Annotated in this window: 11 protein-coding genes and 1 pseudogene; 7 read left to right on the top strand and 5 right to left on the bottom strand. The window is 71.6% G+C overall.

The window, feature by feature from the left end; all coding sequences use genetic code 11:
• Positions 1-12 precede the first annotated feature (12 nt).
• The 4 genes and pseudogenes from radA (at position 13) to BJF86_RS04310 (ending at position 5355) form a co-directional block, all read left to right on the top strand.
• Entirely contained in the window at positions 13-1431 is a 1419-nt protein-coding gene (gene radA, locus BJF86_RS04325; protein ID WP_075817120.1) for a DNA repair protein RadA, read from the top strand.
• 108 nt (positions 1432-1539) lie between these two features.
• Positions 1540-2622, top strand: coding sequence for a DNA integrity scanning diadenylate cyclase DisA (gene disA / locus BJF86_RS04320; protein ID WP_075817119.1), 1083 nt, complete (start codon positions 1540-1542; stop codon positions 2620-2622).
• 1 nt (position 2623) lies between these two features.
• Positions 2624-3513 (top strand): annotated as a pseudogene (locus tag BJF86_RS04315) (A/G-specific adenine glycosylase).
• Positions 3514-4308: 795 nt separating this feature from the next.
• On the top strand, positions 4309-5355 hold the full coding sequence (locus tag BJF86_RS04310; RefSeq protein WP_075817118.1) for a lipid II:glycine glycyltransferase FemX: 1047 nt from the start codon (positions 4309-4311) through the stop codon (positions 5353-5355).
• Positions 5356-5362: 7 nt separating this feature from the next.
• On the opposite strand, the gene BJF86_RS04305 is transcribed toward BJF86_RS04310, so the two are convergent.
• The 3 genes from BJF86_RS04305 to BJF86_RS04295 form a co-directional block, all read right to left on the bottom strand.
• Entirely contained in the window at positions 5363-6640 is a 1278-nt protein-coding gene (locus BJF86_RS04305) for a hypothetical protein (protein ID WP_075817117.1), read from the bottom strand.
• A gap of 49 nt (positions 6641-6689) precedes the next feature.
• Positions 6690-8144 (bottom strand): SH3 domain-containing protein, encoded by a 1455-nt coding sequence (locus tag BJF86_RS04300; protein WP_075817116.1) that lies wholly within the window; start codon positions 8142-8144, stop codon positions 6690-6692.
• A 451-nt stretch (positions 8145-8595) separates the two neighbouring features.
• A complete protein-coding gene (locus BJF86_RS04295) occupies positions 8596-11121 on the bottom strand; it encodes an ATP-dependent Clp protease ATP-binding subunit (protein WP_075817115.1) in 2526 nt (841 codons plus the stop codon).
• Between the two features lie 131 nt (positions 11122-11252).
• Between BJF86_RS04295 and BJF86_RS04290 the strand changes: the two genes are divergently transcribed.
• A complete protein-coding gene (locus BJF86_RS04290) occupies positions 11253-11873 on the top strand; it encodes a hypothetical protein (RefSeq protein ID WP_075817114.1) in 621 nt (206 codons plus the stop codon).
• A gap of 57 nt (positions 11874-11930) precedes the next feature.
• Here BJF86_RS04290 and BJF86_RS04285 read toward each other — a convergent pair whose 3' ends face one another.
• The gene (locus BJF86_RS04285; protein WP_075817113.1) at positions 11931-12881 is read right to left on the bottom strand and encodes a Ku protein; all 951 of its coding nucleotides are present in this window, start codon (positions 12879-12881) and stop codon (positions 11931-11933) included.
• An 18-nt stretch (positions 12882-12899) separates the two neighbouring features.
• Between BJF86_RS04285 and ligD (BJF86_RS04280) the strand changes: the two genes are divergently transcribed.
• Positions 12900-13892 carry a non-homologous end-joining DNA ligase gene (gene ligD / locus BJF86_RS04280; RefSeq protein ID WP_075817112.1) on the top strand — a complete coding sequence of 331 codons (993 nt, stop codon included), beginning with the start codon at positions 12900-12902 and terminating at the stop codon, positions 13890-13892.
• On the top strand, positions 13889-14737 hold the full coding sequence (gene ligD / locus BJF86_RS04275; RefSeq protein WP_075817111.1) for a non-homologous end-joining DNA ligase: 849 nt from the start codon (positions 13889-13891) through the stop codon (positions 14735-14737). Before ligD (BJF86_RS04280) ends, ligD (BJF86_RS04275) begins: the two co-directional genes overlap by 4 nt.
• Positions 14738-14874: 137 nt before the next feature.
• Here ligD (BJF86_RS04275) and BJF86_RS04270 read toward each other — a convergent pair whose 3' ends face one another.
• On the bottom strand, positions 14875-15207 hold the full coding sequence (locus BJF86_RS04270) for a histone-like nucleoid-structuring protein Lsr2 (RefSeq protein WP_022925479.1): 333 nt from the start codon (positions 15205-15207) through the stop codon (positions 14875-14877).
• Positions 15208-15219: the final 12 nt, after the last annotated feature.

The raw sequence follows: 15219 nt of genomic DNA, 5'->3' as shown, positions 1-15219 counted from the left end.
TACCCTGGCACGGTGGCGAAGGCGAGCAGAGCGGCATACCGGTGCACCGAGTGCGGCTGGCAGGGCGTGAAGTGGGTGGGGCGCTGCCCCGAGTGCCAGGCCTGGGGCACGGTCTCCGAGGTCGGCGGGCGCACCACGGTGCGCACCAGCGCGGTGTCACCGACCCGCCCCGCGGTGCCGATCCGCACGGTCGACGCGGACGCCGCCCAGGCCCGCTCGACCGGGGTGGGCGAGTTCGACCGGGTGCTGGGCGGGGGCATCGTCCCCGGGGCCGTCGTGCTCATGGCGGGCGAGCCCGGCATCGGCAAGTCGACCCTGGCGCTGGACGTCGCGGCCCGGGCGGCGCGGGAGGGGACCTCGGTCCTCTACGTCTCCGGCGAGGAGTCCGCGGCCCAGGTCAAGCTGCGGGCGGAGCGTATCGGCGCGGTCGCCGACACCCTCTTCCTCGCCGCCGAGACCGACCTGGCGACGATCCTGGGGCAGATCGAGCAGACCGATCCCGAGCTGCTGGTCGTCGACTCCGTGCAGACGGTCGCGAGCGCCGACGTCGAGGGGGCACCGGGCAACGTCAGCCAGGTGCGCGAGGTGGCCTCGGCGCTGATCCAGGCGGCCAAGACACGCGGCACGGCAGCCGTCCTCATCGGCCACGTCACCAAGGACGGCGGCATCGCGGGGCCGCGGGTCCTGGAGCACCTCGTCGACGTCGTCGTCGCCTTCGAGGGCGAGCGGCACAGCCGGCTGCGCCTGGTGCGCGCGGTGAAGAACCGCTTCGGTCCGACCGACGAGGTGGGCTGCTTCGACCTGGGCGACTCCGGCATCGTCGGCCTGGCCGACCCCAGCGGGCTCTTCCTCTCCAGCCGCGACCGCCCTGTCCCCGGCACCTGCGTCACCGTCACCCTCGAGGGGCGACGGCCCCTGGTCGCCGAGGTCCAGGCGCTGGTCAGCGAGGCGGCCGCCGGGTCGCCGCGGCGGACGACCAGCGGCCTCGACGCGTCCCGGCTGGCCATGGTCCTGGCGGTGCTGGGTCAGCGCGGTGGCGTCCCGCTCGGCAAGGACGACTGCTACGCCGCGACGGTGGGCGGGGTGCGGTTGTCCGAGCCGGCGGCGGACCTGGCGCTGGCCCTGGCGCTGACCAGCGCCAAGGCCGACCTGGCGCTGCCGGTGAGCACGATCGCCGTCGGCGAGGTGGGGCTCTCCGGCGACCTGCGCCCGGTGACCGGCGCGCCGCGGCGGTTGGCGGAGGCCGCACGCATCGGCTTCACCGAGGCGGTCATCCCCGTCGGGTCGCTGACCGAGGGCCGACCGCCCGCGTCGATGCGGGTCCACGAGCTCGCCACGCTCAGCGATGCGGTCGCCCTCGTGCTGGCAGCCGCGAGCGCCACCGCCCGCCAGGGGGATGGACGTGACAACGCGCTGATCAAGAATCTGTAAAGATCTGCGCCGGGTCGGGGTGCCCGCGCACGCGGCGCCTAGGATCGGCGGCACCGGGCACGCCGCGGGGCGGCTCCGGACGGAGAGGGACCGGTCAGGGAGGCGAGCATGTCGGAACGCAGCGACGAGGAGCTGCTGCGCGTGACCCTGGGCGCCGTCTCCCCCGGCACGGACCTGCGCGACGGTCTCGAGCGCATCCTGCGCGGACGCACCGGCGCACTCATCGTCCTGGGCAGCGACCGGGTCGTCGACTCCATCAGCACCGGCGGCTTCGAGCTGGACGTCGAGTTCTCCGCCACCCGGCTGCGCGAGCTGGCCAAGATGGACGGCGGCATCGTGCTCACCCGCGACGGCACCAGGATCGTGCGCGCCGCGACCCAGCTGGCGCCGGACCGGACCATCGAGACCCGGGAGAGCGGCACCCGTCACCGGACGGCCGAGCGGACCGCCAAGCAGACCGGCTACCCGGTCATCTCGGTGAGCCAGTCGATGTCGATCATCGCGCTCTACGTCGGCAGCATCCGGCACGTGCTCGAGGACCGCGGCCAGCTGCAGGGTCAGGCCAACCAGGCGCTGCAGACGCTGGAGCGCTACCGGGCCCGGCTCGACGAGGTCGGCGCCAACCTGTCCGCGCTGGAGATCGAGGACCTGGTGACGGTGCGGGACCTCGCCCAGGTCCTGCAGCGGCTGGAGATGGTCCGGCGGATCAGCGCCGAGATCGAGCAGTACGTCGTGGAGCTCGGGGTCGACGGCCGTCTCATCGGGCTGCAGCTGGAGGAGATGACCGGCGGGGTGGACCGGGAGCGCGAGCTGGTCGTCCGCGACTACATCGGCGCCGCCGAGGCCGGTCGTGACCCGGCACAGGTCCAGGCGGCGCTGGCAGCCCTCGACAGCACCGAGCTGCTCGACCTCAGCGCCGTCGCCCGGTGCCTGGGCATCACCGTCGTCGGCGACGGGATGGACCACCAGCAGCTCAGCCCCTCCGGCTACCGGCTGCTCCACCGCATCCCCCGGCTGCCGGGGGCGATCGTCGACCGGCTGGTCACGCACTTCGGCAGCTTCCAGCAGCTGCTCTCCGCCGGGCTGGAGGACCTCATGCAGGTCGACGGTGTCGGCGAGGCGCGGGCCCGCGCGGTGCGCGAGGGGCTGTCGCGGCTGGCCGAGAGCTCGATCCTCGAGCGCTACGTCTGACGTGACCGCGGCCGGCACCGAGGTCCTGCACGACCGCGTCCTGGGGTGGTATGCCGCGCACCAGCGCGACCTGCCCTGGCGGCGGCCTGAGCGGACACCCTGGGGGGTCCTGGTGTCCGAGGTCATGCTGCAGCAGACACCGGTGGCGCGCGTCCTGCCGGTGTGGGAGCGGTGGATGACGGCCTGGCCGACGCCCGCCGACCTGGCCGCGCAGCCGAGCGGCACGGCGGTGCGGGAGTGGGGACGCCTCGGCTACCCCCGGCGGCGCTGCGGCTGCACTCCGCCGCGACGGCCATCCGGGACGAGCACGGCGGCGAGGTGCCCTCCGAGGAGGCGACGCTGCGCACCCTGCCGGGCATCGGCGACTACACCGCCGCGGCGGTCGCCGCCTTCGCCTTCGGGCGGCGCGCCACCGTGGTCGACACCAACGTCCGGCGGGTGCACGCCCGCGCCGTGATCGGGACCGCCCTGCCCACCCCCTCCCTCACCCGGGCCGAGGTGGAGCTCGCCACCAGGCTGCTGCCGCCGGACGACGCCGAGGCCGCGACGTGGAACGTCGCCGTCATGGAGCTCGGGGCACTGGTGTGCACCGCCCGCGCTCCCCGCTGCGGTGAGTGCCCCGTCGCCGACCTCTGCGCCTGGCGGCTCGCCGGGTCACCCGCGCACGACGGGCCCGCCCGGCGCGGGCAGGCCTGGGCCGGCACCGACCGGCAGTGCCGCGGCACACTCCTGCAGGTCCTGCGGTCCGCCGACGGGCCGGTGCCCGGCGAGCTCCTCCGCGCCGCCTGGCAGCAGGACGACCTGCAGCGCGACCGCTGCCTTGACGCCCTCGTCGCCGAGGGCCTGGTCGAGCCGCTCGCGGACGACCGCTACCGCCTGCCCGGCACCTGAGCCGATCCGTCCCGGCGACACGCCCGACCCGAACGGCCTTGGCGTTCACGTGAACGCTGCAGCCGTTCGAGTCCGGCCTGTCGGCGGGACGCGCGAGGCCGGAGCCCGCCGCAGGCAACCTTTCCGGGCCGGTCAGGGTAGGAGAGGGTGAACCAGCCGAGGAGGTATGCCGTGGCACGAGGCCGCAGGGAGAGCCGCGAGACCACGCGGGGCCGAGCCCGCGATCGCGAGTTCACCGCGTTCGTCGAGCAGGCGAGCCCCGAGCTGCTGCGTATCGGCTGGTTCCTCACCGGCGACGTGCATGCCGCGCAGGACCTGCCCGCCTGCGCGAGCATCTCGCCGACGAGGAGGTCATGTCATGACGATCGACGCGGAAGAGCGCATCCGGGCCGAGCTCGGTGCAGCACCCTCCCCTCCTGGCCTCCGGCTCGATGCCAGCGCGACGACGCGGGTTGCGGCACGTGCCCACCGACGCCGCAGGGCGAGTCAGGTCATCGTCGCCGGCGTGGCCGCCCTCGCCTTGCCGGTGACGGTGGCGTGGGCACTGGGCGACCTGCCAGGGTCGACCGGCCGGGCCCTGCAGCCCGGCCCAGAACTCGGCCAGGCGGCGCGGGTCGGTGCTGAAGAAGGAGTACATCCCCACGACGGGGCGCACGCTGTCGGTCGGGTCGTTCGCGGTATCCATGAGGAGGTGGACCACCCCGGCGGCCCGGACTCATCGCCGAGGTCGCCCGGGCTTCCCGGGCACCCGTGTTCCCCCCGGGAGCGGGCAGGGCCAGCCGTTACGATCCCGGTATGACGCTGACCTGGGTGGAACCGCAGTCCAACGCCGCGTGGCGCGAGCGCCTGCTGGCGACGCCGGGCCAGCCCTCGATGTTCCAGACGCCGGAGTTCGCGCAGGTCAAAACCATGATGGGGTGGACGCCCCGGTATGCCGACATCGACGGCTTCCCGGTCACCGTGCACGAGCGGCGGGCCCCCGGCTTCGGCAAGGTCTGGTACCTCCCCAAGGGCCCGGGCGTGGCCACCCTCGAGCAGCTCGAGCCGCTGCTGCCGCCGCTGCGCGAGGCAGCCCACCGCGAGGGCGTCTTCCTCGTCAAGCTCGAGCCCGAGATCGTCGAGAGCCCGGAGACCCTCGCCGGCCTGGACCGTCTGGGTCTGCTGCCCTCCGGCCGGATCCAGACCAACAAGAACACCGTCTTCGTCGACGTCACCGGCACCCCCGACGACCTCATGGCCCGCTTCCCGTCCAAGACGCGCAACACCATCCGCCGCGGGATCAAGCAGGGCGTGGTCGCCGAGGCCGCCCCGCTGGAAGAGTCGACCTACGAGCGCATGTGGACCCTGTGGATGGAGGTGGTGCAGGACCAGGGCATCACCCCGCGGGGGCACGACTACCAGGTCGCCATGTGGCGCACCTTCTGCGACGCCGGCCTGGGCCGCGTCTTCCTCGCCCAGCACGAGGGGCGCGACGTCGCCGGGGCCTTCGTCACCGTGGTCGGTCACGTCGCCTGCTACCGCGACGGCGCGAGCGTCCGCGAGCGCCCGGTCCGCGGCGGCAGCCACGCGCTCCAGTGGGCGGCGATGCAGTGGGCGCAGAGCCAGGGGGCCACGACCTACGACATGGCCGGGACCCCGCACTCCACCAAGGTGGACGACCGCGACGACCCCTACTTCGGCATCGGCGAGTTCAAGCGGAGCTTCGCCAAGGAGGTCACCGACTTCGTCGGCACCTACGACCTCGTCGTCCGCCCCCGCCGGTATGCCCTGTGGCAGCGGATCGGGCACCGCGCCACCGCGAAGGTCGTGTCCCGCGGCCGCTCCGGCGCGACGTTCTACTGAGCGCTGCTCAGAAGCCGGAGGCCGACGGGCGACGGTAGAACGTCGCCAGCTTCTTGGCGTGGTTGAGCCGGTTCGCCGCGACGTAGGCGCGGCGTCGCCAGTTGCCGCGTTCGTAGAGCAACGGGTGGACGACCTTGCGGCGTGCTGCGGCCAGCACCCGCCGGCGCAGCGCGGCGTCCCGGACGTAGTAGGGCAGGACCAGCGGGCTGACGATGCTGTAGAGCACCTCCTCGGTGCCGCGGACCGGCTCCCGCTCGACGCCCCGGACGAGGTCGTCGACCACGGCACCGGCGAGGTCGGCACCCGCAGCCGTCGCGTAGAAGCTGTTGCGCCCCATCCGCGGGTTGACCTCCATGTAGTGGATCGTCCCGGTCCGGGGGTCGCGCTTGGCGTCGATGTTGGCGAAGCCCCAGTAGTCCACCGCGCCCAGGATCTGCTCCGCCGCGTCCATGAGGTCGTGCATCGGGGTGGTGATCATGGCGATCGGGTTGCCGATCGTCGTGGGGTCGTGCTCGCCGAGCAGGACCTGCGCGGTCGCGCACGCGGTCATCCGCCCGGTGCGGTCGACGTAGGCGACGATCGAGAGCTGGTGGGTGTCGTCACCGGGGATGTGCTCCTGCACGAGGAAGTCCTGCCGCACCCCACCGTCCCGCAGCGTCCGGACCAGGTCGTCCCACTCGTCCGGGGTCTGCAGGAACCACACCTTCTGCGCCCCCGGGAAGCGCAGGTGCTCGAAGTGGGCGCTGTTGGCGGGCTTGGCGACGACGGGGAAGGAGATGTCGATCGGGTCGGGCTCCCACGTCGGGTCGTCGGCCTCGGCGAAGGGCACCACGACCGTGCGCGGCGTCGGCAGGCCGAGGCGCTCGCAGATCTGCCCGAAGCTCTGCTTGTCGGCGATCTGCTCCAGGGTCTGCGACGACATCCGCGGGAAGGCGAAGTACGCGCTGAGCTCCTCGGCGTGCTCGGCGATCAGCTCGGTGTGCGAGTCCGAGTTGCAGCCCAGCAGCAGCGCCACGTCCGGCTCCCGCTCCCGGGACGCCCGCCCCTCGTCCAGCAGCGTCCGGAGCAGCTGTGCCCGGTCCGTGTTCTCCCCCGCCTCGACGTTGTCGAGGATGCGGGAGTTCGCGATGGGACCGGTCTGCCCGCGCGAGACGATCGTCGTGCGCACGCCGTACTTCTCGTGCAGCGCCCGCGCGAGCCCGTAGGTGCCGGGGTCGGTGCCCAGGAAGACCGGCCGCAGGGCCACCTCCGGGGCAGGCGAGGAGGAGGGGAGGTCGGTGGGCATACCGAGGATGCTAGTGCACCCCCGGCGCCGTCACCGGCACCGCGGCGGCTCAGCCGACCCCGTCGACGCGCCCGTAGCCGGACACCCCGCTGAAGATCGCGCGATACTGCGTGGGGACGCCGGGCCGACCGGTGTCGTACATCATGCCGTCGCCGGCGTAGATGCCCACGTGGTAGGCCGGGGAGCCGTGGAAGACCAGGTCACCGGGCTGCGGGTTGCTCACCGGGGTGGTGGCCGCCTGTTGCATCGCCGCTGTGCGCGGGAGGGTCAGACCCACCTCGGCGAAGACGTACTTCGTGTACCCGGAGCAGTCGAAGCCCTCCTGCGGGCTGTTGCCGCCCCACTTGTACGGGGTGCCGATGTACTGCGCGGCGGTGTCGAGGATCTCCTGGCGGGTGGTCGAGGGGGCCGGGGCGGGAGCCGGCTCGGCGCCGCCACCACCACCGCCGCCACCGCCGGGGTTGCTCGCGGTGAGCACCGAGCCCGCCATGTACTGCGACCCCGACATCTTCAGCCAGCCGTTGCTGGTGAGCGTGCCGGTGACCTCGGTGCCGCGCGACATGCTGCCGACGACGGAGTATGACGTCGAGGGGCCGGAGCGCACGTTCGCCGACGCGGCGCTGACCCACCGGGTCACCTCGTTCGGGGCGGGGTCCGGCTGCTCGCCACCGCCACCACCGCCGCCGGGGTTGGTGCCGGTGAGGATCGAGCCGGCGATGTACTTCCCGCCGCCGATGTTGAGCCAGCCGTTGCTGGTCCAGGTGCCCGTCACCTTCGTGCCCTTGCGCATCGTGGTGACGACCGGGTGACCCAGACCCGGGCCCGAGCGCACGTTGCCGATCGACGCCTCCATCCACTGCGTCACGCGCTGGCTCCCGCCACCGCCGCCACCGCCGGGGTTGGTGCCGGTGAGGATCGAGCCGGCGATGTACTTCCCGCCGCCGATGTTGAGCCAGCCATTGCTGGTCCAGGTGCCCGTCACCTTCGTGCCCTTGCGCATCGTGGTGACGACCGGGTTGCCCAGGCCGGGGCCCGAGCGCACGTTGCCGACCGAGGCCTCCATCCACTGCGTGACCCGCTCGGCGCTCCCGCCACCGCCGCCACCGCCACCAGGGTTGCTGCCGGAGGACCGGGTGAGGTTCCAGGCGGCGACGAACGTGTTGTTGCCGACCTTGAGCCAGTTGTTGGAGGTGAGCGTGCCGGTGAGCTTGGCCCCGTTGCGGTAGCCGCCCACGATGCCGTAGGAGGTCGACGGGCCGCTGCGGGCGTTGACGCCGGCAGCGGCGTTGACGGTCATCGTGACGGTCGAGGTCGGGGCGGGGGTCGGGAGGACCCGGGGGGTCGCGACCGGGGTGGTCGGCGTGGCCGGCAACAGCGGCTGCTGCGGCAGCTGCGGGGTGCCGGAGGGCGCGGCGTGGGCCGCGGGCGCGAGCGACACCACCGGGGCGGTGGCGGCGGTCACGGCGATCATGGTGCGCGACAGGCGACGGGTGCTCAGGGTCATCAGTGATCCGTACGTGTGTGGCGGGGCAGGACGCAGAGGTATCCGGCAGGGTGCGGAGACCGGTGTTTCTGGGACGACCCTCAGGTGGGCCAGGAGCAATGAAACCCACCCCTGACCTGCGACGCAACCCCACCCCCACCCCCATGAGTGCATTTCCCGGGGGCATGACAAGCGTGTAGTTCGTGATGTTGCTCACACGCTCTCAGGGTTGATGCAGGTCAGCCCGGATATCACATAGGTGTAGTTCGATGACCAGCATTTTTCTCGCTTTTCACACCGTTCTCGGGCGCCCCTCCGAGCACGTGATCTGAGTGAACTCGGCGTGTCTGAGTGGCACCTGTGAAATGCGTCAGGAGAGGGTCATCGGCATACCTTTCCCAGACGCAGAACGGGCGGGACGCGGCGCACGTCGTGCACCACGCCCCGCCCGTTCGGGTGGGTCAGCCGGGGGTCAGCCGGCCTGCTCCTCCACCGGCACCGTGTCGGGCACCTCGGACGGCTTGTCCTGCCCGCGGAAGGTGAAGACCTTGTCGCGGTTCTTGCCCTCGCCGACCGGGTCCTCGACGTCCACGATGACGATCTGACCGGTGCCCAGCTCGCCGAAGAGGATCTTCTCCGAGAGCTGGTCCTCGATCTCGCGCTGGATGGCCCTGCGCAGCGGCCGGGCGCCGAGCACCGGGTCGTAGCCGCGCTTGGCCAGGAGCTCCTTGGCGGCCGAGGTGAGCTCGATCGCCATGTCCTTGTCCTTGAGGCGCTCGTCGAGGCCGGCGACCATGAGGTCGACGATCTGCACGATCTCCTCCTGCGACAGCTGCGGGAAGACGATGGTGTCGTCCACGCGGTTGAGGAACTCGGGCCGGAAGTGCTGCTTGAGCTCGTCGGTGACCTTGTTCTTCATCCGGTCGTAGTCGCTCTGGGTGTCCGAGCCGGCGGAGAAGCCGAGCGAGACGCCCTTGGCGATGTCGCGGGTGCCGAGGTTGGTGGTCATGATGATGACGGTGTTCTTGAAGTCGACCACCCGACCCTGGGAATCGGTCAGGCGACCGTCCTCGAGGATCTGCAGCAGGCTGTTGAAGATGTCCGGGTGCGCCTTCTCGATCTCGTCGAAGAGCACCACCGAGAACGGCTTGCGCCGCACCTTCTCGGTCAGCTGGCCACCCTCTTCGTACCCGACGTAGCCGGGGGGCGAGCCGAACATCCGCGAGACGGTGTGCTTCTCGGAGTACTCCGACATGTCGAGCGTGATGAGGCTGTCCTCGTCACCGAAGAGGAACTCGGCGAGCGTCTTGGCCAGCTCGGTCTTGCCGACACCGGTCGGTCCGGCGAAGATGAACGACCCACCGGGGCGGCGGGGGTCCTTGAGGCCGGCGCGGGTGCGGCGGATGGCCTGCGACAGCGCCTTGATGGCGTCGTTCATGCCGATGATCCGCTTGTGCAGCTCGTCCTCCATGTTGAGCAGCCTGGAGGACTCCTCCTCGCTCAGCTTGAAGACCGGGATGCCGGTCGCCGCAGCCAGCACCTCGGCGATGAGCTCCTCGTCGACCTCGGCGACGACGTCCATGTCACCGTTCTTCCACTCCTTCTCCCGCTCGGCACGCGCCTGCGTGAGCTTGTGCTCCTCGTCGCGCAGCCGGGCCGCCTTCTCGAAGTCCTGGCCGTCGATGGCCGACTCCTTCTCACGCTTGGCGTGCGCGATCTTCTCGTCGAAGTCGCGCAGGTCCGGCGGCGCGGTCATCCGACGGATGCGCAACCGGGCCCCGGCCTCGTCGATCAGGTCGATCGCCTTGTCCGGCAGGAAGCGGTCGTTGATGTAGCGGTCCGCCATGGACGTGGCGGCGACCAGCGCGCTGTCGGTGATGGTCACCCGGTGGTGCGCCTCGTAGCGGTCGCGCAGCCCCTTGAGGATCTCGATGGCGTGCTTGAGCGTCGGCTCGGCGACCTGGATGGGCTGGAAACGGCGCTCGAGGGCGGCGTCCTTCTCGATGTGCTTGCGGTACTCGTCGAGGGTCGTGGCGCCGATGGTCTGCAGCTCGCCACGGGCCAGCATCGGCTTGAGGATGCTGGCGGCGTCGATCGCGCCCTCGGCCGCACCCGCCCCGACGAGGGTGTGGATCTCGTCGATGAACAGGATGATGTCGCCCCGGGTGCGGATCTCCTTGAGGACCTTCTTGAGCCGCTCCTCGAAGTCACCGCGGTAGCGCGAGCCGGCCACCAGGGCACCGAGGTCGAGCGTGTAGAGCTGCTTCTCCTTGAGCGTCTCCGGCACGTCGCCGCGCACGATGTCCTGGGCCAGACCCTCGACGACGGCGGTCTTGCCGACGCCGGGCTCGCCGATGAGGACGGGGTTGTTCTTCGTGCGGCGGGACAGCACCTGCATGACCCGCTCGATCTCCTGCTCGCGCCCGATCACCGGGTCGAGCTTGCCCTCACGGGCGGCCTGGGTCAGGTTGCGGCCGAACTGGTCCAGCACCAGCGAGCCGGACTGCTGGCCCTCCTGCTGGCTGCCGGCGCCGACGCCGGCGGTCGCCGACTCCTTGCCCTGGTAGCCCGAGAGCAGCGTGATGACCTGCTGACGGACCCGGTTGAGGTCGGCGCCCAGCTTGACCAGCACCTGCGCAGCCACGCCCTCACCCTCACGGATGAGGCCGAGCAGCAGGTGCTCGGTGCCGATGTAGTTGTGCCCCAGCTGGAGTCCCTCGCGCAGCGAGAGCTCGAGGACCTTCTTGGCCCGCGGGGTGAACGGGATGTGGCCGGTCGGGCTGTTCTGCCCCTGGCCGATGATCTCCTGCACCTGCTGGCGCACCGCGTCCAGCGAGATGTCCAGCGACTCCAGCGCCTTGGCGGCCACGCCCTCACCCTCGTGGATCAGGCCCAGCAGCAGGTGCTCGGTGCCGATGTAGTTGTGGTTGAGCATGCGCGCCTCTTCCTGCGCGAGCACCACCACACGTCGAGCCCGGTCGGTGAACCGTTCGAACATGCTTTTCTCCTCCACTGTGGGCGTATACCCACTCTACGTGCGTCTGATCCGGATCAACGCCGAGATCCACGGCCGATGTTCCGTGTTCGCCCCCGGCGGAATGCCGCCCGGAGCCGACCTACGATGCGGCCATGCGCCGCCGTCACCTGACCCGCCTCGCCTCGCTCCTGCTCGTCGCCGTCCTGGCCGCCTGCACCTCCGAGCCCACCGAGGAGCCCGGCACCGAGACCTCGGCCCCCGCCGAGCAGGACGCGGCAGCCACCGACGGCTCGGGCAGCAACGGCTGGCTCTGCGAGGACGTCAGCCCGCAGTCCCTGCGCGCCCTCGCCGGCGACGAGCTCACCGAGCCGCGGGAGGTGATGGTCGCCGACGACGAGACCCGGTGGGTGTGCGAGGCCTACGACGGCCAGACGCCGCTGGTGCGGGTGAGCGTCGAGGTCGGTGAGGAGGGCCGCGAGACCGCCCGGTCGCTCGTCGAGGCGACCGAGGGCATGGCGCCTGGCCCGGACTACCTCGGTGAGTCCTACCTGTCCCCGACGGTCGGGGTGGGCCTCACCCTGTGCGGAGCGCAGGGCTCCGGATCACCAGAGCCCTACAGCCTCACCGCGGAGATCCTCGTCGACCGCGAGGACGACCTGCGCGAGCCGCTGCGCTCCACCCTCACCTCCATCGCCCAGAAGCTGGACCAGGGCGTCGGCTGCAGCCCGAAGCAGGCCCGCGAGGAGGCGGCCGAGCAGACCGTGACGCCTTGACCGGCTCGGGTGCGGGTCCGGGACGCGCCTGGCGACAGGTCCCCGTGACCGGGTCGCTCAGCCGGCCTTCTTGGTCGTCGACCGCTTGGACGAGCTCGACTTCGTGCTGGTCGACTTCTTCGTCGAACCCTTCTTGGTCGAGGTCTTCGAGGAGGAGCCGCCCTTCGTGGCCGAGCTGCCCCCGTCGTCGGAGGATCCGGCGCCGGAGTCGGAGCCGCGCCCCTTCTTGGCCCGGTCCACCGAGCGCTGCAGCGCGGCGAGCAGGTCGACGACCTCGCCGGAGTCGGCCTCGTCCTCCTCGTCCGGGCTCTCGGTGACCTCGCCGCCGCTGATCTTCTTCTCGACCAGGGCGTCCACGGCCTCCTTGAAGTCGTCGACGTGCCCCTCGGGCTCGAAGTCGCCGGACATGGAGTCGACGAGCATCCGGGCCATGGCGACCTCGTCCTTCTTCGGCTCGCTCACCTCGTCGAGGTGGTCCAGCTGCTCGGAGGCCCGGATCTCGTCCGGCCAGAGCAAGGTCTGCAGCACGATCGCGTCGTCGTCCTCGCGCACGCGCAGGACGGCCATGGTCATGCGACTGCGCACCGAGACGGTCACCACGGCGACCCGGTCGGACTCCCGCAGCGCCTCGCGCAGCAGGCCGTAGGCCTTCGCCCCCATGGCGTCCGGCTCCAGGAAGTAGGCCTTGTCGAACAGGATCGGGTCGATCTGCTCGCGCGGGACGAAGCGCTCGACCGAGATCTCCTTGCTGCTGCGGTTGGGCAGGCTGGCGAGGTCCTCGTCGGTGAGCACGACGGTCTTGCCGTCATCGGTCTCGTAGGCCTTGGCGATGTCCTTGTAGGCGACCTCCTCGCCGTCGGCCTGGGCCACCCGCTTGTAGCGGATACGGCTGCCGTCACTGCGCCGCACCTGATGGAAGCTGAGGTCGTGGTTCTCGGTCGCCGAGTAGAGCCGCACGGGCACGTTGACCAGGCCGAACGAGACGGCACCCTTCCAGATCGCTCTCACGCACCCCAGGATGGACCCATGCGCCCCATGCTCGCCACCCCGGGGGAGACCCGGGTCGGTCCGCCGCCCGGTCCGGACTGGGTGCACGAGATCAAGTGGGACGGCATCCGGCTGCTCGCCGACGTCCAGGGGGGGACGTTGCGGCTGACCACGCGCGGCGAGCGCGACATCGCCGTCGCCTTCCCCGAGCTCACCGGGCTGGTCGGGATCGCCGACGACCTGCTGCTCGACGGGGAGGCCGTCGTGCTCGTCGACGGCCGCCCGTCCTTCGGCCAGGTCGTCGAGCGGGTGCACACCTCGACCACCGCCGCGGCCCGCCGGCTCGCGAGCACCCGTCCGGCGACCTACGTCGCCTTCGACCTGCTCCGCGTCGACGGTCTCGACCTCACCTCGCTCCCGTGGAGCGCGCGGCGGCAGGCGCTGGAGGAGCTGCTCGACGACGTGCCGCAGACCCAGGTCTCGGTCTCGCCGGTCTACGACGACGGGGCCATGCTGCTGGCCGCGACCCGGGAGCAGCGGCTGGAGGGGGTCGTCAGCAAGCGGCGGACGGCGGCATACCGGGCGGGGCAGCGCAGCGCCGACTGGGTGAAGTTCCCGCACCGGGCCCGCCGCTCGGTGGTCGTCGGGGGGTGGCGACCCGAGACCGGGCGGCCGGGACGGCTCGGCGCGGTGCACGTGGGTCTTCCCGTCCCCGGTCCCGACGGTATGCCCGTGCGCGCCGACGACGGGAGCCTGCTCCTGCGCTACCGGGGTCGGGTCGGCAGCGGGCTGGCCGGGCGCGCGGGCGAGCAGCTGCAGCGGCTGCTCGCGGCGGTGCCGCGGGCGGCATACCCCTTCGACGCGCCGATCCCCGCGGTGGAGGCCCGCGGGTCGACCTGGCTGGAGCCCCGGGTGGTCGTGGAGGTGGCCTCGCTCGGGCTGAGCGAGGCCGACCGGCTGCGACAACCCTCCTTCCAGGGGGTCCGGGCCGACCTCACCCCGGAGGACCTGGTGCAGGAGGAGCTGACGTGAGCAGCCAGCAGGTGAGCGTCGCCGGACGCACGCTCAAGGTCAGCAACCTCGACAAGGTCCTCTATCCCGCGACGGGCACGACCAAGGGGGAGGTCCTCACCTACTACGTCACCCACGCCGAGCAGCTCCTGCCCGAGCTGGCCGATCGGCCGGTCACCCGGATCCGCTGGCCGGAGGGAGTCGCGCAGGCACACTTCTTCGAGAAGAACCTCCCCTCCGGGGCTCCCGACTGGCTGCCACGGGTCGTCGTGCCGACCCCAGGGTCCTCGCGCGGGCACACCCACCTGACCTTCCCCCTCGTCACGGATCTGGCCGACCTCGTCTACCTCGTCAACCTCGGCAGCCTGGAGCTGCACGTGCCGCAGTGGCGGCTGGACGAGGACGGCGTGCCGCAGCACCCGGACCGGCTCGTCATCGATCTCGACCCCGGGCCCGGTGCCGGGCTCCCCGAGTGCGCGAGGGTCGCCGTGCTCGTGCGCGACCGGCTGGCCGGGGTGGGCCTGGAGGCCCGCCCGGTCACGAGCGGGTCCAAGGGGATGCAGCTGTATGCCGCACTCGAGGGCACCCGCAGCTCGGACGAGGTCTCCGCGGTGACCAAGGCGCTGGCCGAGAGCCTCGCCGAGCAGCACCCCGACCTGGTGACGGCGCGCATGACCAAGGCGGTCCGACCCGGCAAGGTCTTCCTCGACTGGAGCCAGAACAACGGGGCCAAGACGACGATCTGCCCGTGGTCGCTCCGAGGACGCGAACGCCCTCAGATCGCCCTCCCCCGCGAGTGGGACGAGGTCGAGGCCGCGGCGGACGGCGACGAGGAGCTCACCCAGGTCAGCCTCCACGAGGCGTGAGGGCAACCATGCACGACGCTCGGTGGGACCCGAGCCAACCATTCACGGCGCTCGGTGGGGATTCGAGAACGACGACGGGGCCGGCCCCCTCCTGGGTGCCGGCCCCGTCCAGGTCCGCCCGGGGGCAGACGCTGCTGTCAGTGGGCCGCCGCGTAGGCGTCCTGCAGCTCTTGCGACACACGGCCGCGCGAGCTCACCTGGAAGCCGTTCTCCCGGCCCCACTCACGGACCTTCGCGAGCTCGTCGCTGCGACCGCTCGTGGCGGACGAGCCCTTGCGGCGGGTCTGCCGACGACCGCCGGAACGACGCGCCTGACCGATCCACGAGGCGAAGTCCTCACGCAGCTTCGCAGCATTCTCGTCACTGAGGTCGATTTCGTAGTGAACCCCGTCGAGGGCGAACTCCACGGTCTGGCTCGCCTCCCCGCCACTGAGGTCATCGACGAGGATGACCTGCACACGCTGTGCCATTTTCTTCTCCTT

Origin of the sequence: Serinicoccus sp. CNJ-927 (assembly GCF_001942435.1) — a bacterium.
In the GTDB taxonomy this organism is placed as follows: domain Bacteria; phylum Actinomycetota; class Actinomycetes; order Actinomycetales; family Dermatophilaceae; genus Ornithinicoccus; species Ornithinicoccus marinus.
The sequence above is the reverse complement of the archived record's forward strand: the minus strand, read 5'-3'. Positions and strand labels throughout refer to the sequence as shown.

What these genes read in the sequence shown, in the direction of transcription:
- disA (WP_075817119.1), top strand. Translation starts at nt 1,540, where the DNA reads ATGTCGGAACGCAGCGACGAGGAGCTGCTGCGCGTGACCCTGGGCGCC.
- BJF86_RS04310 (WP_075817118.1), top strand. Translation starts at nt 4,309, where the DNA reads ATGACGCTGACCTGGGTGGAACCGCAGTCCAACGCCGCGTGGCGCGAG.
- BJF86_RS04305 (WP_075817117.1), bottom strand. Translation starts at nt 6,640, where the DNA reads ATGCCCACCGACCTCCCCTCCTCCTCGCCTGCCCCGGAGGTGGCCCTG.
- BJF86_RS04300 (WP_075817116.1), bottom strand. Translation starts at nt 8,144, where the DNA reads ATGACCCTGAGCACCCGTCGCCTGTCGCGCACCATGATCGCCGTGACC.
- BJF86_RS04295 (WP_075817115.1), bottom strand. Translation starts at nt 11,121, where the DNA reads ATGTTCGAACGGTTCACCGACCGGGCTCGACGTGTGGTGGTGCTCGCG.
- BJF86_RS04290 (WP_075817114.1), top strand. Translation starts at nt 11,253, where the DNA reads ATGCGCCGCCGTCACCTGACCCGCCTCGCCTCGCTCCTGCTCGTCGCC.
- ligD (WP_075817112.1), top strand. Translation starts at nt 12,900, where the DNA reads ATGCGCCCCATGCTCGCCACCCCGGGGGAGACCCGGGTCGGTCCGCCG.
- BJF86_RS04270 (WP_022925479.1), bottom strand. Translation starts at nt 15,207, where the DNA reads ATGGCACAGCGTGTGCAGGTCATCCTCGTCGATGACCTCAGTGGCGGG.